At 64.7% G+C, this 19,205-nt stretch carries 18 protein-coding genes; 9 read left to right on the forward strand and 9 right to left on the reverse strand.

Features of this window, described 5'->3' with window-relative positions; all coding sequences use genetic code 11:
* Nucleotides 1-20: 20 nt before the first annotated feature.
* Together C8D78_RS00945 and C8D78_RS00950 are read right to left on the reverse strand one after the other, a co-directional pair.
* Complete coding sequence (locus tag C8D78_RS00945) at nucleotides 21-1,088, reverse strand: quercetin 2,3-dioxygenase (protein WP_120950021.1); 1,068 nt, start codon at nucleotides 1,086-1,088, stop codon at nucleotides 21-23.
* Nucleotides 1,089-1,227: 139 nt separating this feature from the next.
* Entirely contained in the window at nucleotides 1,228-1,740 is a 513-nt protein-coding gene (locus C8D78_RS00950; RefSeq protein ID WP_120950022.1) for a hemerythrin domain-containing protein, read from the reverse strand.
* Nucleotides 1,741-1,910: 170 nt separating this feature from the next.
* Between C8D78_RS00950 and C8D78_RS00955 the strand changes: the two genes are divergently transcribed.
* Complete coding sequence (locus C8D78_RS00955) at nucleotides 1,911-2,216, forward strand: hypothetical protein (RefSeq protein ID WP_120950023.1); 306 nt, start codon at nucleotides 1,911-1,913, stop codon at nucleotides 2,214-2,216.
* Between the two features lie 63 nt (nucleotides 2,217-2,279).
* Here C8D78_RS00955 and C8D78_RS00960 read toward each other — a convergent pair whose 3' ends face one another.
* Nucleotides 2,280-3,266 (reverse strand): patatin-like phospholipase family protein, encoded by a 987-nt coding sequence (locus C8D78_RS00960; RefSeq protein ID WP_120950024.1) that lies wholly within the window; start codon nucleotides 3,264-3,266, stop codon nucleotides 2,280-2,282.
* Between the two features lie 270 nt (nucleotides 3,267-3,536).
* On the opposite strand from C8D78_RS00960, the gene C8D78_RS00965 reads away from it, so the two are divergent.
* A complete protein-coding gene (locus tag C8D78_RS00965) occupies nucleotides 3,537-6,035 on the forward strand; it encodes a bifunctional YncE family protein/alkaline phosphatase family protein (RefSeq protein WP_208641835.1) in 2,499 nt (832 codons plus the stop codon).
* Nucleotides 6,036-6,191: 156 nt separating this feature from the next.
* Here C8D78_RS00965 and C8D78_RS19630 read toward each other — a convergent pair whose 3' ends face one another.
* From C8D78_RS19630 to C8D78_RS00975, 3 genes are all read right to left on the reverse strand, one after another.
* Nucleotides 6,192-6,347: a hypothetical protein gene (locus tag C8D78_RS19630; RefSeq protein ID WP_167467810.1), complete on the reverse strand. Its 156-nt coding sequence runs from the start codon at nucleotides 6,345-6,347 to the stop codon at nucleotides 6,192-6,194.
* Nucleotide 6,348: 1 nt separating this feature from the next.
* The gene (locus tag C8D78_RS00970) at nucleotides 6,349-6,834 is read right to left on the reverse strand and encodes a DUF6325 family protein (RefSeq protein WP_120950025.1); all 486 of its coding nucleotides are present in this window, start codon (nucleotides 6,832-6,834) and stop codon (nucleotides 6,349-6,351) included.
* 170 nt (nucleotides 6,835-7,004) lie between these two features.
* Nucleotides 7,005-7,844 carry an SDR family NAD(P)-dependent oxidoreductase gene (locus C8D78_RS00975; RefSeq protein WP_120950026.1) on the reverse strand — a complete coding sequence of 280 codons (840 nt, stop codon included), beginning with the start codon at nucleotides 7,842-7,844 and terminating at the stop codon, nucleotides 7,005-7,007.
* 203 nt (nucleotides 7,845-8,047) lie between these two features.
* Between C8D78_RS00975 and C8D78_RS00980 the strand changes: the two genes are divergently transcribed.
* The gene (locus C8D78_RS00980; protein ID WP_120950027.1) at nucleotides 8,048-8,872 is read left to right on the forward strand and encodes a DUF1206 domain-containing protein; all 825 of its coding nucleotides are present in this window, start codon (nucleotides 8,048-8,050) and stop codon (nucleotides 8,870-8,872) included.
* Nucleotides 8,873-9,007: 135 nt separating this feature from the next.
* Here the strand turns inward: C8D78_RS00980 and C8D78_RS00985 are convergent, their stop codons facing one another.
* Nucleotides 9,008-9,184, reverse strand: a complete 177-nt coding sequence (locus C8D78_RS00985) for a CsbD family protein (protein WP_120950028.1) — start codon at nucleotides 9,182-9,184, stop codon at nucleotides 9,008-9,010.
* Nucleotides 9,185-9,383: 199 nt separating this feature from the next.
* On the opposite strand from C8D78_RS00985, the gene ggt reads away from it, so the two are divergent.
* The 4 genes from ggt to C8D78_RS01005 all read left to right on the forward strand — a co-directional run bounded on the left by ggt (nucleotide 9,384) and on the right by C8D78_RS01005 (nucleotide 14,593).
* Entirely contained in the window at nucleotides 9,384-11,213 is a 1,830-nt protein-coding gene (gene ggt / locus C8D78_RS00990) for a gamma-glutamyltransferase (RefSeq protein WP_120950029.1), read from the forward strand.
* A 1,166-nt stretch (nucleotides 11,214-12,379) separates the two neighbouring features.
* On the forward strand, nucleotides 12,380-13,342 hold the full coding sequence (locus C8D78_RS19885; RefSeq protein WP_244208174.1) for a family 16 glycosylhydrolase: 963 nt from the start codon (nucleotides 12,380-12,382) through the stop codon (nucleotides 13,340-13,342).
* A gap of 381 nt (nucleotides 13,343-13,723) precedes the next feature.
* Nucleotides 13,724-14,158 (forward strand): DUF7144 family membrane protein, encoded by a 435-nt coding sequence (locus C8D78_RS01000; RefSeq protein ID WP_244208175.1) that lies wholly within the window; start codon nucleotides 13,724-13,726, stop codon nucleotides 14,156-14,158.
* A 129-nt stretch (nucleotides 14,159-14,287) separates the two neighbouring features.
* The gene (locus C8D78_RS01005; RefSeq protein WP_167467819.1) at nucleotides 14,288-14,593 is read left to right on the forward strand and encodes a putative quinol monooxygenase; all 306 of its coding nucleotides are present in this window, start codon (nucleotides 14,288-14,290) and stop codon (nucleotides 14,591-14,593) included.
* 145 nt (nucleotides 14,594-14,738) lie between these two features.
* Here the strand turns inward: C8D78_RS01005 and C8D78_RS01010 are convergent, their stop codons facing one another.
* A complete protein-coding gene (locus C8D78_RS01010) occupies nucleotides 14,739-15,407 on the reverse strand; it encodes a response regulator (RefSeq protein ID WP_120950032.1) in 669 nt (222 codons plus the stop codon).
* Entirely contained in the window at nucleotides 15,385-17,040 is a 1,656-nt protein-coding gene (locus C8D78_RS01015; RefSeq protein WP_167467820.1) for an ATP-binding protein, read from the reverse strand. Before C8D78_RS01015 ends, C8D78_RS01010 begins: the two co-directional genes overlap by 23 nt.
* A gap of 408 nt (nucleotides 17,041-17,448) precedes the next feature.
* On the opposite strand from C8D78_RS01015, the gene C8D78_RS01020 reads away from it, so the two are divergent.
* A complete protein-coding gene (locus tag C8D78_RS01020) occupies nucleotides 17,449-18,306 on the forward strand; it encodes an ABC transporter ATP-binding protein (RefSeq protein ID WP_120950034.1) in 858 nt (285 codons plus the stop codon).
* Nucleotides 18,303-19,181, forward strand: a complete 879-nt coding sequence (locus tag C8D78_RS01025) for an ABC transporter permease (protein WP_120950035.1) — start codon at nucleotides 18,303-18,305, stop codon at nucleotides 19,179-19,181. The genes C8D78_RS01020 and C8D78_RS01025 overlap by 4 nt, the downstream gene beginning before the upstream one ends.
* The last annotated feature ends 24 nt before the right edge of the window (nucleotides 19,182-19,205 follow it).

Below are 19,205 nucleotides of genomic sequence, written 5' to 3' on the forward strand. Positions count from 1 at the left end.
ACCTTAGATCCTTGGCCGGGCTAGAGATCCAGCGCCGCGCGGCGCTGCGGCGGGGGACCCACCACCGTCAGATCCATTTCGGCCTGGGCCCGGCCGAAGCCTTCCATGTCCATGTAGGGCTCGCCGCCCTCCGTGTACATGTAGTCCTCGGTGGGCTTGTTGAAGTACTCGAAGAAGCCGTTGAACACCGACGGCGTCAGGAAACCGACCATCTGGGTATTGTGGGAATCGAAAGCGAAGGAATGGATGGTTCCGGCCGGAGCGTGGAGGAAGTCACCCTTGGTGAGCAGCACCTCGCGGCCGTTGGCGTAGATCCACATCCGGCCCTCCGTACAGAGGAAGTTTTCCGTGTGCTGTTCATGGAAATGCAGCGGAATGTAAGGCGATTTGGCGCCCTTGGTGTGGACGGCGAAGTAGTTCGATCCCGTGTTCGCCGGCCGGGACAGGTAGGTGAACATGGTCTGGTAACTGACCAGCCGTTCGCCCTCGCCGGCACTGAGGAAGTACGGGCTCTGGGCGGCCGGCAGTCCGACGTCCTGCCGGAAGGACGGCGCCACCCGTTCGACGTCGGGGAACGTCATGCCGAATTCCGCGCCCACCTCCGCGCACTCCCGCAGGCTGAGCTTCCGTCCCGCCGTGACAGGAGGGACGTGCGAATCGATGAGGGTGCCGACGCGTTCGTAGTAGGCCTCGGCTCCGCCGGGAGTCATCCAGTTCAGGAACCGGGTGTAGTGGCTTGCCATCCGGTACGCATGCGGGGTTCCCGGCGGGATCACCACGGAATCCCCGGGAGTCAGGATCCGGCTTTCCCCCGGCAGCCAGACATGCAGGATGCCGTCGAAGACGTACAGCGTCTTGTGTTCCACAGCATGCGTCACAAACGGCGATTCGGCTCCCATGCCGCCGGAGATGTACGCAGCGCTGAAAATTCCGCCGGTATCGGCCGCCCGGGCGATGACCGTGACCAACTGGCCGTTGATCTCATAACGGGCCCCCTCGCCCGACGCCATGTAGTACGGGACGGCGTCGCCGGGCAGCACGTTCGCAACCGGCAGCTGCTTGTTCATTTCCTCAACGCTGAGGGACATCGCATCCTTCTTTCCTGTCAATGGACCGCGGGCTGTCCCCAAGACTGCCTTGGATTCTCCGCCGCAGCGACACCCATTTCCAATGGATGAAACACTTCTGCCGCTTCGCCATGCCAGATTAGCCGGACGCTGCTGAGTGCTAGCGGTGCTCTCGGACGTAGGTGTCGGGATCGACGTCGTGTCCGGTGATACCGCCGGCGTGGGCGGCCTCGAAGGAGCAGAAGGCCAGGGCCAGGGCGTGGCGGAGGTCCAAGCTGGCCTGACGGCGGAAATCTGTCAGTCCCTCACGTTCCTCTTCGGCCATATGGTCCCCGTTGACCTTGTTCACGTTCGCCGCTGCATGCCACCACGCCGGCGAGCCTGCCTGGTGCGAGTCCACCTCGGCAATGGCGTCCCGGATCTCGTTGTGATCATGGATTGCATCGGTCGTCTCGTCCTCCGGGGAGTCCTTGCCGCCTGCGCCTGCGCCCAGGGCCAGCAGTTCGGGATAGAACAGCACTTCCTCGGCCTTCGCATGGACCTCCAACAGGATGCGAAGCCTGGTCCAGACCGCTTCCAAATCCGACGGTGGGGAGTCCTGCATCTCATCCAGGAGCGCAAACATGCGGCGCTGGTCATGGTGGTCGTTGAGAATCACATCGGTGATGTCCATGGTTGTCCCTTCTACACGCTTATGGCCCGGTGTCCGCGGTCCAGAGGCCACTCTATCCAGCCGGTGTCCGATGACGGACCGCGACCGCGATCCGGCCCCGCCCGGCCCTACCCGGATGTTGCCGTACGTCCTATCGTGGTCCTGACACATCCCGAGGGAAAGGAACGACGATGTTCACCCTGCAGATTAGCTATCCGGTCCGGGACTACGAGGCATGGAAGAAGGTCTTCGACACCGATCCCGCGGGCCGCGCCGCCTCCGGCGCCCGGTCCGTCCGGGTGTACCGGGATACGGAGGACCGGAACAGCGTGGCCGTGCTCCTTGACTTCGACACCAAGGACGTTGCGACCGCATTTCTGGATCGGCTGCGCAGCCAGGTGTGGGACAAGCCGGAGGTGATAGGGCAGCTGATGGCGGCAGCGCCGTCGGGCAGGATTCTGGAGGAGGTGGCCCGCGAGGGCCAGGGCGCGGGCTGACCGGTGGGATCCGGGCGGGTTCCCGCCCGGATCCGCTTGACGTCCCGCTCGGGTTCGTGGGCGTCAGTGCCAGAATTCGGTGAGCTGCCCGGCGAGGGTCCTGCCTTGTTTGTAGCCGGCTCGAGCGGCGGGCGGCCGCGTCGACAGATCCATCAGATTGGTGCCGAACGCGTTCAGGGAGCCGCTATCCGGCAGGATGCTTTCGACTCTGCCGCCGCCCGCACGGAGCTCGTTGACCTGCGCTGCAAGCTGCATGCCCCAGTCCAACGGGTGCCGTGTTCTGCCGCCAAGCGGTGACAGCACCAGCACCCGTCCATATCCGGCAGCCAGGTCGGCATTCTCGTTGCGGCGGTAGCCGCCGTCGATGTAACTGCTGTGGCCGGTGCTGTAGGCGAAGCTGCTCGCACAGCTGGCGGCGACGGCGTCCACCAGGTCAACCCCGCTGTGGCGGTCGAACACGACCGGTTCACCGGTATGGGCATTGACCGCCGTGATGAGCACCGGTTGGTCCGGCCAGTGCTGACTGGGCAGCCGAGTGGCGACTGTGGCGCGCCACCGCGGCCCGGAACCGTCCAACGCCGCAGCCATTTCGAGCGCCGCCGCACCCATTCTGCGGCGCATGTCGGCTGCGTCCTTAGCGGCGGCGATAATTCGGCTCGTTCTCTCCATATGGTTCGCCTGCCCCATGCCAGCGCGTCCGCCGTCGGAACCCGTCGACGCAGGCCGTGGCTGGGGTGCAGCGGAAAGGATGGCGGCAAACAGGTCAGCGGGGGTCGCGCCAGTTATCTGGGCCGCGGCCGTCGATCCGGCCGACGTACCGATGATCAGATCGGCCCCGGTCACATCCAGCCCGGCGTCGAAGAGGCCGGCGATGACGCCTATCAGCCAGGCATTGCCTGCCGATCCGCCGCCACCGAGGACCAACGCCCGCTGATCTGCGGGGCGTGCCGGCCGTGCGGCGGCGGCCTCGACCTGATCCTGGTCGGGGCCCGGCAGGCCGGAGACCGTCGTCGAAATGGAATGCAGGGGTGAAGAAGGTGTTGTTTTCATGGGAGTCGCCTTTCGCGAATTGCCTGTCGGGCGCTCCCGGTGGCGACTACCTCAGTCGCGCAGTCGTGAACTGCGGGGGAGCACCCACTACGGATACTGCGTTCATGGGACTCACCTCCAGTCGATAGATCACGATCACTGAAACGCTAGCACTAGAGCGCGCGGGCCGTACAGGAGCCTGGTGCGTGCCGGGCACTAATCGTTTTTCATTCACCCGAAAGTCACCTTACTTAGTATCTGGGTTCACGGGGCGGGCTTAGCGTCAGGGGCGTGAAAACCAATGTTAAAGTAACTGTGCGCCGAGCCGTCGTTGCGACCACGGCTCTTGCCCTCGTCGGCGGCGGGGCCGCTGCCGCCGTCGGGATTGTGGCCGGTCCCAAAGGGGACGGCACCGCCATCACTCCCATCGGCCAGGCTGTGAGCCCTGCCGGGGACCAGATCCCGTTGGGGGACCTGCCGCTAAACTCGGCGCTGTCTCCGGACGGCAAACGACTGCTCGTCACCAATAATGGCCAAGGAACGCAGTCTCTGCAGCTGGTCGATCCGGCCAATCACGAGGTTGACCAGACCATCGCCTATAAGTCCCCCGAATCGCTCTATATGGGCCTGGCCTGGAGCCCCGACGGCACCAAGGCCTACGCCAGCGCGGCAGCCAACGCGAAGATCCGCACCTACTCGTTGGCCGGCGGAAAACTCACCGAGGGCAATTCCTTCGAGCTTCCGACCAAGACGCCGGCCGGGAAGCCACTGAACCTGTACCCCGCAGGGCTGGCAATCACACCGGACGGACACAAGCTCGTCGTCGCCGACCAGCTCGGCGATGCGGTGTCCGTCATTGACACCGCCACCGGGTCCGTAACCACGACGCCGGCAGGCCACCGCCCGTTGTCGGTCACGCTCTCCAAGGACGGCAGGACCGCCTATGTCCTCAACCAGGGCGCTTCGGACGTCTCCGTCGTGGATGTAGCAGGGACAGCCCCGGTGGTGGTCAAGACCCTTCCGGTCGGACTGCACCCGAACAAGTCCGTCCTCTCCGGCGACGGCAACACGCTCTACGTGGCCAACGGCGACGCCGACACGGTCTCCGCCGTCAACCTGGGCACGGGACGCGCGAGGACGATCAGCGTCGCCCCCTACCGGGGCGCGCCGGTGGGCTCCAATCCCGACGGGCTGGCCCTGGACGAAAAGGGGGGGCGGCTGTTCGTCGCCAACTCCGGCAACAACGACGTCGCAGTTGTCGACACGGCGAACGGCACGGTTGAGGGCCTGATCCCCACCGCCTGGTACCCCTCTTCCGTCACCTACGCCAACGGCAAGCTGAACGTGACCAACGCCAAAGGCCTGGGTGCCGGACCGAACGATGGACCGGGACACCCGGATCCGGAATCCACGGCAAAGACCTCGGAAGACCAGTATTCCGGTTCAATGATCAAGGGGACGCTGAGCAGTTTCGACGCCGTCACGGGCGGTCAGCTGCAAAAAGCCACCGAGGAAGTCAAGAACAACAACCGCGCCGGGAACGCCCAGGGCGCGGTGGTGCCGCGGCGGCCTGGCGGCGAAACTCCGATCAAGCACGTGATCTACGTGGTCAAGGAAAACCGCACCTATGACCAGGTGTTGGGCAGCCTCGGCAAGGGCAACGGTGACCCGTCCCTGAACCTCTTCGGCGACGATACCGCTCCGAACACCCGTGAATTGGCGCGACGTTTCACCACGATCGACAACTTCTACGCCGACGCCGAAGTGAGCGCCAACGGCTGGAACTGGGTCACCCAGGCCAACTCGAACCCGTACGCGGAGCAGATGTGGCCTGCGAACTACTCCGGCCGCAAGGCGCCCTACCCCAGCGAAAGCAACGATCCGGAAAATGCCGCGCAGGCCCCGGACAACAGCTACGTCTGGCAGCGCCTGGCCAAGGCCGGAGTCAGCTACCGCAACTACGGCTTCTTCACGACCAACACCGCGGCAGGATCCAAGGCTGTAGACCCGGTGCTGGACGCTCAGACCGACCACAACTTCCATGGCTGGGACCTGTCGTGCCCCGACGCTCCTGACACCTTCACCCCGCAGGCGGGCGACTGCGGCGCACCACGCGTCGAGGAGTGGGCCAAGGATTTCCAGGCGAACGTAGCGGCCAACAAGGTGCCCGCGGTCCAGTTTCTCCGCTTGCCCAATGACCACACTCAGGCCACCAAGCCGGGTGCGCCGACGCCGCAGGCCTATGTCGCGGACAATGATTACGCCCTCGGAAAGCTCGTGGACACCGTCTCACACTCAGCGGCATGGAAAGACACCGCCATCTTCGTCACCGAAGATGATGCCCAGAACGGCGCGGACCACGTCGACGCCCACCGCACCCTGGGCCTGGTGATCAGCCCCTACACGCAGACCGGCAAGGTGGACTCGACCTTCTACAGTACCGCCTCCATGGTGCGGACCATCGGCCTGATTGCCGGCATCCAGCCGCTGACTCAGTTCGACGCGTACGCGACGCCGATGAGCGCATCCTTTACGGCGAAGCCGGACAACGCCGCCTACACGGCGGTCAGGCCCAGCTACGACATGAAGGCCATCAACGCTGCGACCGCTCCGATGGCCCGGCAGTCCTCGGTGCAGGACACCACCAAGGAAGACCAGATCAACGAGCAGGAATTCAACGAGTCAGTCTGGAAATCCGTCAAGGGCAACGATTCGGCCGTGCCGACCGCCCAGCACAATGTGATCGGCAGCGCCGCGACCGGAAGCGACCCCGACGGCGACGGCAAGTAGCTACACGCGCACCTGAAGCGCAGCGGTAAAGAGCGCAGCGGCCGGCCGCATCCAGCGGCCGGCCACTGCCTGCATAGTGCTTGCAATTCGTGCGGGTGCGCATGACCCCAGACGGGTCATGCGCACCCGGGTGTACCGGGAACCGGCTTTGTGGTGTCAGTCGCGGCGGTCGCGGCGGTCTTCGCGGCGGTCGCCGCGGTCGTCCCGACGGTCCTCACGCCGGTCTCCGCGACGGTTGATTCCGTGGGCGACGACAACTGCCCCGCCGACCGCGGCGGCGGTCCTGCGCCTGCGTCGTGCTGCCAGTGGCATGTCAGGCTCCTTCCTTCATTCCTTCGGCTAACTGGGCTCCGGCTTCAGCGTCGGCGTCAGCCTGGAAGGCGGCGATGACAGCCTGGGTCGGGATCCGGCCGCTGGCCACGAGCTGGCCGCCGGCCTTGCGGACGGCCGCGCCGAACGGGGCAGCCCACTGGTTCTCCCAGACGAGCACAGCGGCGGAGTGGCCGGGCTCGATCGTCTCGGCCAGGTCCATGACGTCCTGCTCCGAGAGCACCATGGCGAGGTCGGCCTCGGCCATGCGGACCGCGCCGAGCTCGCTCGGGTCAAGGTCGGAGATCTCCGCGGTCTCGAGCGTGCCGTCCATGGTTTTCCTCAGGAACACCATGTCGAGCACCCTGACCAGCTCACGGTTGACCAGGTCCTCCAGGAACGGGGCGATCTGGCCTTTCCCAAAGTCGGGCCCGGGGAACTCCACGACGAGCCAGTCCACTGGCCCTAGTTCATCCATCGTCTCAGGCATGCTGATGACCTCCGATTCTCATTGGGTTCAACGCGATCCGACGGACCGCCACAGTTCCATCCTGTTCCCCGGTGCGGTGCGGCGCCTCACCCTCGCCGGGTGAGAGTCGCGCACCCGCCCCGGGCGAGCCACGCATTTAGGGGGCCGTGCCAAGAGACCCGTGTCCCGGATCACCGAGTGTCCAGGACGGTGACGTCCAGGGGCATGCGGTTGGCGCGCCGCAGTCGTCCCGCCAGGACATTGCGCACCCCGCGGGTCACCATCGTCGTCTTGGTCAGGTCGCGGAACTCGGCGGTGTCCGACGTTACGAGGGCCAAGAGAGGGCGCGCGGCGTCGTCGGGACTCTGCCCCCACAGCCCGACGACGACCTGCAGGCCACGCAGCCGGTGCTCATACCCGGGCTGGGACGTCACGTGCCCCAGCATGTCCGTCATCACTAAACCCGGATTCAGGCCATGCACCCGGACGCCGGTGTCCTTGGATTCCAGCCGCAATGTCTCGGTGAACTGGCGGACCCAGCGTTTGCTGGACGCATACGCGTTCTGCAGCGCCACCGGGCCCTGGTCGCCGTGGCCGTAGACATTGACGAGATCGCCGTGGCCCTGCCCGAGGAACACGGGCAACGCAACCCTCGACCCGTGGAAGGTGCCGAGAATGTTCGTGCGGACCACCCGCGTGAAATCGTCGGCCGGCGTGGACGCGGTGGGCCCGAAGACGCCGGAGGCGCCGGCGTTGTTGACCCAGATATCAAGCGTTCCCAGGCCTAGGGCCTCGTCGCGTAGGGCCTCGACGTCGGCCAGCTCCCCGGTGTCACAGCGACGTCCGGACGCTGCGACTCCTTCCGAACGCAGCTGTTCGACGGCGGCCTCGACGTCGCCGGCCGATCTGGACGCAACCACCACCGTCGCGCCCTGCCGCCCCAGCTGCCGGGCCATGGCCAGCCCCAGCCCGCGTGTGGACCCTGTCACCACTGCCACGCGTCCGCGGAGGGCATCTCTTTGCAAACCCATGCTTCCCTCATACGCGCAGCGGCCGGGGAGGGCAAGTGCGCCGGCCCAATGACAGTGCCGAGACGATTGGCCGCTGGTTGGCTCCCGGAAGGGCTGTCGGGACGCCGCCGGCCGGATTTACACTGAATCATTCCGTGACGCTGGCGGGCTGGCGAGGCTGAGCGGGCAACTGAAGATCAAGTGGATATCGGGAAGGTCTGGCCATGGGCAACGCCTCGCAGAAGGCTAATCGGGCGGTATCCGAAGCAGCGTCGGCGAGCCGAAGCCCCGCCTTGCGGATCCTGGCGCGTGCCGGGTTCGTCTTCATCGGCCTGGTCCACATTCTGATCGGTTTGATTGCTGTGCAGATCGACCGGGGGCAGGGCGGTGAGGCCGACCAGTCCGGAGCCATCGGATCGCTCGCCTCGAAGCCGGGCGGTCCGTTCCTGCTCTGGGCCGGGTTTGCGGGGTGCGCTGCGCTGGCCCTCTGGATGCTCAGCGAGGCCGTCTTTGAGGTCCGCTCGGAATCCGACCCGAAGAAGAAGCTGCAAGAGGCAGGGGCGGCCGTGGGCAAGGCCGTGGTGTACGGCTTCCTGGCTTTCACGTTCTCGGTGTTCGCCTCGGGCGGCAGCAAGAGCTCCAGCCAGTCGGCCAGTGACTTCACCGCGAAGATAATGGGAGCGCCTGCCGGCGTGGTGCTGCTGATCGCGGCTGGTCTCGCGATCATCGTCTCCGGTGCCTTCTACGTCTACCGGGGCGTCACGCGGAAGTTCATGGAGGACCTGCAGGACCCCGGCAGCGCCCGCACTGCGGTCGAGTGGATCGGAATCATTGGCTATGCCGCCAAAGGCGTGGTGCTCGCCGTCGTCGGGATCCTGATCATCGCGGCCGCGGCCACCGCGGATCCATCGAAATCGTCTGGCCTGGATGGCGGCCTGAAAACCCTCGGCTCCCAGCCGTACGGGGTGTTCCTGCTCGCCGCAACGGCGGCAGGGCTTGTCTGCTACGGCGTTTACTCGATGGCCCGTGCGCGCTATGGACGGTTCTAGGTACCGCTCCAGTCTGCGGCGTCGATTACCCGGGAGTTGTGGTGCGAGCCGGATGCGGGGGACATGTTCGTCCGGACACAGCAACGGGCGCACCCCCTGTGTCAGAGTTGCGCCCGTCACTTCGCTGCAGCCAGGTCAGTCCTTTTTGAAGGCGTCCTTGACCTTCTCGCCGGCCTGCTTCAGATCGCCCTTGGTCTGATCAGCCTTGCCTTCGGCCTGCAGGCTCTTGTCGCCCGTGGCCTTCCCGGCAGCTTCCTTACCCTTGCCGCCAGCCTTTTCGGCGGCGTTCTCGATCTTGTCGCCCAGTCCCATGGTGTTTCCTCCTCTGGTTGGCAGCCGTCCGCTGCGGCCGTGACTCCATCATAAGCATGCTTATGATCAGGATTTCAAGCCCCTGGCGCCACCGGTCTTGGCTGGGACCATGACCGGCGGCCCAGGTGTTGAGTGTCGTAGGCCGGCATAGTAGCGTGACAACAACTGTCAATACGCATAACAATTAACCGGAGTGATCATGGCACATATGACACGGGGGCTGGCGGCCGTCACGGCAGTCCTGGCATTGAGCGTGACCGGCGGCGTAGTCGCCGCACCTGCCCTGGCCGAGCCGCGAGACACTACTAAGACGGCAACCGCCACGGGATACGGCGGCGCGGTAAGCACAGTGGACCCGGAGGCATCCGCCGCCGCGATTGAGGTACTCCGCAAGGGCGGTAACGCCGCGGACGCCGCCGTCGCCGCGGCCGCGACCCTAGGGGTTACCGAACCCTACAGTGCCGGAATCGGCGGCGGTGGCTACTTCGTGTTTTACGACGCGAAGACCGGCAAGGTGGGCACGATCGACGGCCGGGAGACCGCGCCGGCAGTAATGCCGCACGACGCATTCATCGATCCGGCGACCGGCAAGCCCTACAATTTCACACCCGAACTCGTCACTAGCGGCGTTTCCGTTGGCGTCCCCGGCACCCCGGCCACCTGGAAGCGTGCTCTTGACCGGTGGGGAACGTTGAGCCTCGGCGATGCCCTGAAGCCTGCCATCAACGTGGCTACCCGGGGTTTTGTGGTGGACAAGACGTTCCGCCAGCAGACCCTGGACAACAAGGCCCGATTCGAGGCGTTCCCCTCGACCAGCAGCCTTTACCTCCCTGGCGGTGACGCCCCTGCCGTCGGCAGTGTCTTCCAGAACCACGACCTCGCCGAGACATACCGGCTCCTCGCCAAGAAGGGCACCGGAAGCTTCTACGGCGGCCCGCTCGCGGCCGAGATCGCGGCCACGGTGCAGGCGCCGCCCAAGGCCTCCGGCACAAAGCTGCCGGTTCCGCCAGGCCACATGACGACGGCGGATCTCGCCAAATACCGCGCCCTGGACCAGGCGCCCACGCACGTGGACTACCGCGACCTGGACGTCTACGGCATGGCGCCGTCCAGCAGCGGCGGCACCACGGTAGGCGAGGCGCTGAACATCCTGGCGCCGTCCAACCTGTCCGGGATGTCCACGGCCGGCGCCCTGCATCACTACCTCGAGGCCAGCGCGCTCGCCTTCGCGGACCGGGGCAAGTACGTGGGGGACCCCGCGTTTGGCAGCGTCCCCACTGCCGCGCTCACAGACCCGCTCTTCGGCAAGGAGCGTGCCTGCCAGATCGACCCCCTGCATGCGGCGGCGAAGCCCGTTGCGCCGGGTGACGTGTCCTCGTACGACGGCGCCTGCCCGGCCGCCGTCGTGGCGCCTGCCGAGGAGAAGGACACCGAGAACATCTCCACGACCAACCTGACGGTCGCGGACAAGTGGGGGAACGTGGTCGACTACACACTCACGATCGAGCAGACCGGCGGATCCGGCATCGTGGTCCCCGGCCGCGGCTTCCTGCTCAACAATGAGCTGACCGACTTCTCGACCGTATACAACCAGAGCGACCCGAACCGGATCGAGCCTGGCAAGCGCCCGCGCTCGTCGATGTCGCCGACCATCATCCTCAAGGACGGCAAGCCGTTCCTCGCTCTCGGCTCGCCCGGCGGATCGACCATCATCACAACCGTCCTGCAGACGATCCTGAACCGGGTGGACCTGGGCATGACCATCTCCGAGGCGATCGCTGCACCGCGTGCCTCACAACGCAACACGGCCAAAGTCACGGCCGAGCCGGAGTTCATCGCCGCATACGGCAACCAATTGACACCCTTTGGCCACCAGTTCACGCCGTCGGGGGATGCGTTCACCTCAGCGGCCGAGATCGGCGCCGCGACCGCCATCGAGTTCCTGCCCGACGGCGGCATGGTCGCGGCCGCCGAACCCGTCAGACGGGGCGGCGGATCAGCCATGGCACTCAAGCAGTCGATTAGGTAGTGCCGGGCAGCCTGGGAAGTAGCCACGCAGCCCCCGGGCGCGTGGCTACTTCCGTTTCACCACTGCAGGAGGGATGCGAAACGGCACAACCTCAGTGCCAGCGGCGAGTATCGCTAAGATCCTGGCAAGTGAGAAGCAAGCTTTAACAGGTAGCCGCCACTGAGGATGTTGCTGCTCTGCAGTCGTTACGATGGGCTCTGCCGGGCCGGTTATTTCGGCCGGATGAATTCGGCGGCATTAGTGAAAGCCGCCGCAGTCAGGGCTTTTGTCCCGAATGTTCACGGCGAATCGTCGCCGTCCCCAGATTCCGGCGGCGCGCACCGCCGTCGTTGTTGAGCTTCTTGTCCGCCGCTGTGATGACGGACGCAAATCTACTTAGCCGCGGCATCTCCAGCAGGCCATGGAGGGTTTTACCGATGGCCGGCAGGGCAAATTCACTTCAATAAAGACTTTGCGAGGAATTCATGCGGCGACCGATTTTTGCACCTCTAGTCCTTATCGCCACAATTATCGGTCTCACTTTGGTGCCTCTGCCCGCCAAAGCAGCCGGCGGATTGGCGACCGATAAAGTGGTGAGCGGGCACCAGGGCACGGATTCGTCGACCGTCGTTTCGCCAACCTTCACAACAACTCAAACCAACGAACTGCTGGTCGCATTTGTGTCCACTTCCGGCCGGGCAGTCTCCCGGTCCCAGCAATTCACTTCCGTCACGGGGGGCGGGCTCACATGGCGCCTGCGCCAGCGGGCAAACGACCAGTACGGGACGGCTGAAGTCTGGCAGGCCGTATCTAGCGGGATTCTCACGAACGCAAGAGTGACTGCGACGCACAACGGTTCATACCCGGGGTCCATAACGGTTGCCACCTTTACGGGCGCGGACACCGTTACCGACGGGGCGGTCAAGGGAGCCAGCGGCGCCACCGGCGCGCCCACCGCCACGCTTACGTCAACCCGCACCGGTTCCTGGGTCTGGGGTGTGGGCAATGACTGGAGCCGGGCCACCCCCCGGACTGTCGGAAGCGGTCAAACAAAAGTCGATGAGTTCCTAGCCAGCAGCGATGATACGTTCTGGACACAACGTCAATCCGCACCAGGCGCAGCGGCAGCGCCGTCGAACGTGACGATCAATGACACGGCCCCCACTACAGACAGATGGAATCTATCTGTGATCGAAATTCTGCCCGCCCAAGGGGCCCAGGCGGCGCCGGTGTTTACGGCGTCCTCACCGCCGGGGTCGGCTACGTTCGGGTCGGCGTATTCGTACACGTTTGCCGCGAGCGGTAATCCGGCGCCGACGTTCCGGGTCGCTTCCGGGGCCCTGCCTGCGGGGCTGGGTTTGAACACGACCACCGGGGTTCTGTCGGGCACGCCGACGGCGTCCGGGGCGGCGACGTTCACGGTGGCGGCGGCGAACGGGGTCAGCCCCGACGCCGTCACGCCCTCGATCACGATCACGGTCAGCCCGGCCCAGTCTGCCGACGGTACTCAGGCCGCCGTCGTCTTCGGCTGGGGTCCGGTGGTTAATGGGGACGAGTTTTCCTACACCGGAGCGCCGAATCCGTTGAAGTGGGGCGTCTACAACAGCGCGGGACATGCGGGCAACGGGATCCGGAGTCCGAATGCCTGGTCCGTGGACGGCAACGTTGCCACCGTCAGTGGCGACTCTGCCGGCACTACCGGCGGCATGTCAGCGAAGTTTGCCCAGCAGCAATACGGACGCTGGGAAGTCCGAATGAAGACCAGCGCCCGGGATCCGAAATACCACCCAGTCCTGATCCTCTGGCCGAACAACAACACGTCCCCCAATTGTGCTGAGGTTGACTACGCCGAGGGAACCTCCGACACGTCCAGGATCAAGTTCTTCCTGCACTACGCGTGCAGTGGTTCGAGCTTCCAGACTCAGGCAGTGCAGCCGATCGATACCACTCAGTGGCACAACTACGCGGTCCAGTGGACCCCGGCCGGGATCACCGGCTACATCGACGGCGTGCAATGGTTTACCGACACGGATCCGGCGCACCAGCCCACGGTCGGCATGCATCAAACTATCCAGCTGGACTGGTTCCCGGACGGGACCGCCACCCTACCAAGCCAGATGCAGATCGACTGGATCCGCGTCTACAACTGACCCTGATCGCCACGGGCCGTTTGACCCTAACTGGAGTCCCTGATTCGGGATAGGCATGGTGTACCGCGGTGGTGCGTTTGTATGAATGCGGTTGAAGCCGGGGTAGGCGGCCCGGGCAGGGTGTGGGAGCACGCCCGGGCCGCCACGTTAGCCGGGCCCCCCGGGGGCGAGCAGCGCGCCGCGCCCCTCGCAACGGGTGGCCGCCGGGCACCTTGTCATGAAAGTCATGGCGATCGGCCAGCCCTTCCAGATTCGGCTGGATCCGGTTGTTTCCATCACTAGAACATCATCGGAACCGGTACTGGCTTCACGACACGACTGCGCCGCCCGTGAAGGCGACGGCAGAATATTCAACGGAAAGCGGTCGACACAATGAGTAAAATGAGTGCTGTTCATCATCCTGTTGCTTCCAGCGGCTGGACCGGTTGGGTCAGTTTCGCCGGAATCATTCTGATCATCAACGGCGTTTTCATAGGCCTTCAAGGCCTCGTCGCACTCACCGGTCCCGATACCTACTATTTGTCGACCCCACGCGCGTTGTTCATTTTCGATGCGAAGGGGTGGGGCTGGTGGAATGTGGCCCTCGGAGTGCTCCTAATCCTCACCGCCGTCGGGCTCTTCTCCGGCGCAACCTGGGCCCGAGTCGTTGCTGTGGTCGTTGCGGGCCTCAGCGCGGTCGTTCAACTGATGCTCATTCCGGCGCAGCCATGGTGGTCCCTGATCGTGATCGCAATCGACGTGCTGATCATCTTCGCGGTCATCGCCCACGGCGAGGAGCTACGGACCGGTGGAGCGGAGTCGAACGTCGATTCCTGAACCTGAAACGGCTCCCCTTGGCCGGAGTCGTGCCGTCGACGGCTCAGGCTCTCGAAGGAATCTTTATCCGAAATTTGCTTAGCTGGGAGGGACAGGCCCACCCGGGCCATCATCAGCGGAGGAGACAAAGTGCCTATCTGCCAGACAGCCCAGTATCAGGTTCAGCCCGATGCCGTCGACCGGGTCAAAGAGGCCATCGAAAAATTCGTTGACTACGTGAAGGCGAACGAACCGGGAACCCGGCTTTACTCTGCCTGGCAGGATGTCGAGGATCCCACCAAGTTCGTCCACGTCTTCATCTTCGAGGACGAGGTAGCCCACGATGCCCACGGGAGATCCGCAGAAGTAGCGGCATTCGAAGCCGTCTACCAGCCTGTCCTTACAGCCCGTCCGGTCGTGTTCACGGACTACGCGATGGTTGCCAGCAACATCTGAGGACCCGCACCTACGCGCGTCCGTGGTGCGTTTTGCAGACCCTGGAGGCTGCCTGACCGCCGTGCGTGCGCTCACTGCAAGGACCTACCTTGGGCAACCCTGCCCGCTTCGATTCGCGTCGGCAGGGGAGGCCAGAGCCGTATGGCTACGGCGTGGTGTAGGAGTTCAGTGGCCGGCCGGTGCTGCCGTATTTGAGATTTAGGGTGAGAAGGTCCTTACGTTCCAGGGCGCTGAGGTAACGCTGAGCCGTCGGGCGGCTGATACCGAGGTGGTCGGCGATCTCCGCGGCGCTGACGGGACCGCCGGCGGCGCGGACGGCGTCGAGGGCTTTCTGCATGGTGGGCTGCAGGCGCGGCCCCGGCACTGCAGCCCGGGCCCCGGCCGAACGTGCGTTGTAGAGGCTGTCAACGGTTGCCTGGTTGGCGGCTGATGCGGATTCAAGCTCGTGCCGCCACTTTTGGTAGGACTCCAGCTGTGTGCGGAGCCGGTCAAAGCTGAAGGGCTTGACGAGGTAATAGACTGCGCCGCTGTTCATGGCCGATTTGACGGTGGCCAGGTCTTGGGCTGCGGTGATGATGATGCAGTCAACCTCGGTTCCGGCCGCCTGCAGGGACCGCAGCAGGGAGATTCCGTCCTCGTCGGGAAGATGCACGTCCAACAGGAGCAGGTCCGGGGTGAGACGCGCGATCGCCTCCCGCGCGGCGGCGGCGCTGTGTACCTGGCCCACGCACTCGAAGCCTTCAACCCTGCCCACACGGGCCGCATGAATTCCGGCGACCCGGAAATCGTCGTCAACAACCAATGTTTTGATCAATGTTTGCGCTCCTGTCCTTGTCTTCAATGTCCGGGTTCGCCGGTAGCCACACCTCAAAGTTGCCGCCGGGCCCGGGGAACACGTCGAGGGTTCCCCCTGCCCGGTGCACGATTCTCTTCACTAGGGCCAGTCCGATTCCGCGGCGCATGCCCGGTCGAGGGTCTTTGGTGGAATAGCCGTCCACCACCACCTGGTCGATCTTGTCGGCGGGGACGCCGGCTCCGTTGTCGCGTACGGCGATGAAGACGCCGTCGGCGTCGTCAAACTGTACGGTCACCATGCGTGGCCGGGGCGTGTCGGCCAGCGCATCCACGGCGTTGTCCAGTAGGTTGCCGACGATCGTCAGCAGTTCTGCCTGGTCAACCTGGGGACGTTCCAGCCGGGACTCGGCCGTGACCTCGATTTGCACGTCTTGTTCGGCGGCAACGGTGATCTTCGCCAGAAGCAGGGCTGCCAGTTCTGGCGGTGCGATCCGTGAGCGCAGTCCTTCGCCGAGTGACCTTGACATGGAGGATATTTGCGAGACGTAGCCCCGGGCCTGGCCCACGTCCCCCATCTCCAGGAGGCCGTCGACGATGTGCAGCCGGTTGGCATATTCGTGTTCCAGTGCGCGCATTGCCTCCATCAGGCCCTGAACGGAGTGCAAGTCCCGGACCAGACTTTCGATCTCTGTGCGGTCGCGCAGGGTGACAACGGACCCAATGCTCCGCCCTGCGGTCGAGACGGGCATGCGGTTGACCACCAGCAGGGACTCCTCTGTCAGCGCCACCTGGTCGGCGCCGGAGAGCTTGCCCGTGAGAAGGTCCCGAAGGCGCCCTTCCGGAACCAGTTCGGCGACCGGTTTTCCCAGCGCCGCCCCGTCGATCCGGAGCAGCCGCCGGGCCTCCCCATTTATTACTGTCACCCTCCCTTTGTCGTCGAGCCCGACGACGGCCTCCCGGATCCCGTGCAGCAGCGCCTCACGCTCCTGCAAAAGCGAGGCGATCTCGGCCGGCTCAAGATCAAAGGTGACACGTTTGATCCGGCGGGAGAGCAGAAGCGAACCGCCCACGCCCAGCGCCAGGACCAGCGCGGAGAAACCCACTATCAGCCAGTTGTTCTGGACCTGGTTGTCCAGGACCTGGGTGTCCTCAATGCCCACCGACACCTGGCCTATGACCGAGCCGTCCGTCCCGAAGATCGGGGCCTTGGCGTTCGCCGACATGCCCAGGCTGCCCGCGTCGAACCCCACGTGGGTTTCGCCGTCCAGCACGGCGACGGGTTCCTCCAGCTTCTGACCGATCAGCGCCGGGACCGGGTGGGAAAACCGGATGCCGTCCCGGTCGGTAACCACGACATAGGCGGGCTGAGCGGCGGCCGCTATCTCCTTGGCGAGCCCGTCGATGACGTGCTTGGGATCCCCGGCCGCCAGGGCGGACCGGATCTCCGGCATCTGTGCGGTTGCGGTCGCAATGCCGAGGGCACGCAGCTGATACTGCCGGTCCAGGGTCTGGTTGCTGATCAGCGTGAACAGAAACCCGCCCAGGACGACTGTGAACACCAGCAATGACAGCGAGGCCAGGAGGATCTGGGTGGTCAGGGTCGAAGATTGGGCCCCGGCCCGGATCCGCCGTACTACCGACGCGGGCCTCACCGGTCTCCCGATCCAGGCGTCGCATTCACGGTGCCGCAGAAAAGGCACAAAAGGTGCATTTTTGCACTTAAAGCGCACAACTTACCGAAGCCTTCTGCCAAAAAGAATCATTTTCTAAGCTTCACATAGTTTCCGTGATTGACATCACGCGGGACACCCGAAGAAGGGAAATGACAAGGGCGTCAGAACTACCAGAAACACCCGCCTTAACCCATCCCGGCGGCCGGCGGCGTAGAGCGGGCCTGAAGCTCCAACGTCCGGTCAACGTCACAGCTGCAGGCACCGCAGCTCACTGCCGCTGTATCGAAAAGACACCCATCGAAATGGCCTGGTTCCCGGGACACCCCCTGTCGGCGTGTCTCCCAACCATTGGTCACAAGAACCGAAAGACGAAGAGGTCTTAGCACCATGAATGCTAATAATCCCAAGCGGCCCCCCGAGGTCCCCGAGAGAGCCGAGGACGCGGCAGGCATCGACATTGTCGGGCTGACCAAGCGTTACCTCACCCCCAAGGGCGAGACATTCACCGCCATTCGTGACGTGACGCTCAAGGTCGAACCTGGCCAGTTCTGCGCGATCGTCGGACCCACCGGCTGCGGCAAGTCCACGACCCTTGCCCAGGTCTCTGGCCTGGAGCAGCCCAGCGCCGGATCAGTTAGCGTCCACGATCAGATCGTTGACGGCATCACCAAGGGCGTCAGCTACATGTTCCAAGCGGATGCGCTCTTCCCCTGGAAGACCGTTCTTGGCAATGTGTTGATCGGTCCGGTACTGCTCGGCACGCCCAAGCGCGAAGCCACCGTGCTCGCCAGGGACTGGCTGCGCCGCGTCGGTCTGGCCGGGTTCGAGGACCGCTATCCGCACCAGTTGTCCGGCGGCATGCGTAAGCGTGTCGCCATGGCGGCGGCGCTGATCAACAACCCAAGGATTCTGTTGATGGACGAGCCGTTTGGCGCCCTCGACGTGCAGACCAAGGCCATCATGCAGAACGAACTGCTGCAGCTTTGGGAGGAACTGCGCCCCTCTGTCCTGTTCATTACCCACGACCTCGACGAAGCGGTCGCGCTCTCCGACAAGGTCGTCATCATGACCAGCAGCCCCGGCACCATCAAAGATGTCTTCGCCATCGATCTTCCCCGGCCACGCGGCGACGTCCAGCAAATCCGCCACGAGGGGCGCTTCCTGGAGCTCCAGGGCCAGATCTGGGAATCCCTGAAGGACGAAGTCACCCGGGCCTACAACCTATCGGCAGGTGCAGCGGCATGACCACCACAACGGCACCCCGTAAGGGCGCGCCCGCGCACGAGCAAGCGGCCGAGCTTCAGGCCTCCGCCCGGCGTGCCATGACCCGCCGCAAGACGTGGGTATGGATCGGCCGGGCCGCGCTCGCGGTGATCATTGTTGGGGGCTGGCAGTGGTTCACCTCAGCCGGCTGGGTCGACAAGTTCTTCTTCGGGCAGCCCACTGAAATCTGGACCAGCCTGGTTAATCTCGTCACGCAGGGCACGGCATTCGGCACCATCTGGGAAAACCTCGGGATCACAGTGCAGGAGGCGATCTACGGCTTCCTGCTCGGCACGGCCGTCGGCGTCGTCCTCGGGATCCTCCTGGGCTCAAACAGGTACCTCTCAGAGGTCGTCGGCCCATACATCCGGATAGTGAATTCGATCCCTCGAATCGTGCTCGGGTCCATCTTCATCGTGGCCTTCGGCCTCGGAGTCTTCCCGAAGGTGCTGCTCGCGGCGGTGCTGGTCTTCTTCGTTGTCTTCTTCAACGCCTTCCAAGGCGTCCGTGAGGTGGATCAGAACCTGGTCGGGAACGTGCGCGTCTTGGGCGCATCGCCGCTTCAGGTCGCGATTCACGTGACCATTCCATCGGCCATGACGTGGATCATCGCCAGCCTTCACACGGCGTTCGGCTTCGCGATCATTGGCGCCCTCGTCGCCGAAGTGCTCGGCGCCCAGCAAGGAATCGGCCTCATCATCAGCCAGGCACAGGGGACCTTCGACCCCAACACGGTCTTCGCCTGCATGGTCATCATCGCCATCGTGACGCTCGGCGCGGAATACCTCATCGGCCTGCTAGAGCGCTCCCTGCTCAAATGGCGGCCGCCGAACCGCTCCGAAGCCCAAGCGGTCTGACCCTCTCCGTCATCCATTCCACTT

It is taken from the genome of Arthrobacter oryzae (genome assembly GCF_003634095.1).
GTDB lineage: Bacteria > Actinomycetota > Actinomycetes > Actinomycetales > Micrococcaceae > Arthrobacter > Arthrobacter oryzae.

Bases quoted from the DNA above. Each gene is read 5' to 3' on its own strand.
- C8D78_RS01000 (WP_244208175.1), top strand. From the start codon at position 13,724: ATGAGTGCTGTTCATCATCCTGTTGCTTCCAGCGGCTGGACCGGTTGG.
- C8D78_RS00975 (WP_120950026.1), bottom strand. From the start codon at position 7,844: ATGGGTTTGCAAAGAGATGCCCTCCGCGGACGCGTGGCAGTGGTGACA.
- C8D78_RS01020 (WP_120950034.1), top strand. From the start codon at position 17,449: ATGAATGCTAATAATCCCAAGCGGCCCCCCGAGGTCCCCGAGAGAGCC.
- C8D78_RS00960 (WP_120950024.1), bottom strand. From the start codon at position 3,266: ATGAAAACAACACCTTCTTCACCCCTGCATTCCATTTCGACGACGGTC.
- C8D78_RS00970 (WP_120950025.1), bottom strand. From the start codon at position 6,834: ATGCCTGAGACGATGGATGAACTAGGGCCAGTGGACTGGCTCGTCGTG.
- C8D78_RS00945 (WP_120950021.1), bottom strand. From the start codon at position 1,088: ATGTCCCTCAGCGTTGAGGAAATGAACAAGCAGCTGCCGGTTGCGAAC.
- C8D78_RS00985 (WP_120950028.1), bottom strand. From the start codon at position 9,184: ATGGGACTGGGCGACAAGATCGAGAACGCCGCCGAAAAGGCTGGCGGC.
- C8D78_RS00955 (WP_120950023.1), top strand. From the start codon at position 1,911: ATGTTCACCCTGCAGATTAGCTATCCGGTCCGGGACTACGAGGCATGG.
- C8D78_RS00950 (WP_120950022.1), bottom strand. From the start codon at position 1,740: ATGGACATCACCGATGTGATTCTCAACGACCACCATGACCAGCGCCGC.
- C8D78_RS01025 (WP_120950035.1), top strand. From the start codon at position 18,303: ATGACCACCACAACGGCACCCCGTAAGGGCGCGCCCGCGCACGAGCAA.
- C8D78_RS00980 (WP_120950027.1), top strand. From the start codon at position 8,048: ATGGGCAACGCCTCGCAGAAGGCTAATCGGGCGGTATCCGAAGCAGCG.
- ggt (WP_120950029.1), top strand. From the start codon at position 9,384: ATGGCACATATGACACGGGGGCTGGCGGCCGTCACGGCAGTCCTGGCA.
- C8D78_RS19630 (WP_167467810.1), bottom strand. From the start codon at position 6,347: ATGCCACTGGCAGCACGACGCAGGCGCAGGACCGCCGCCGCGGTCGGC.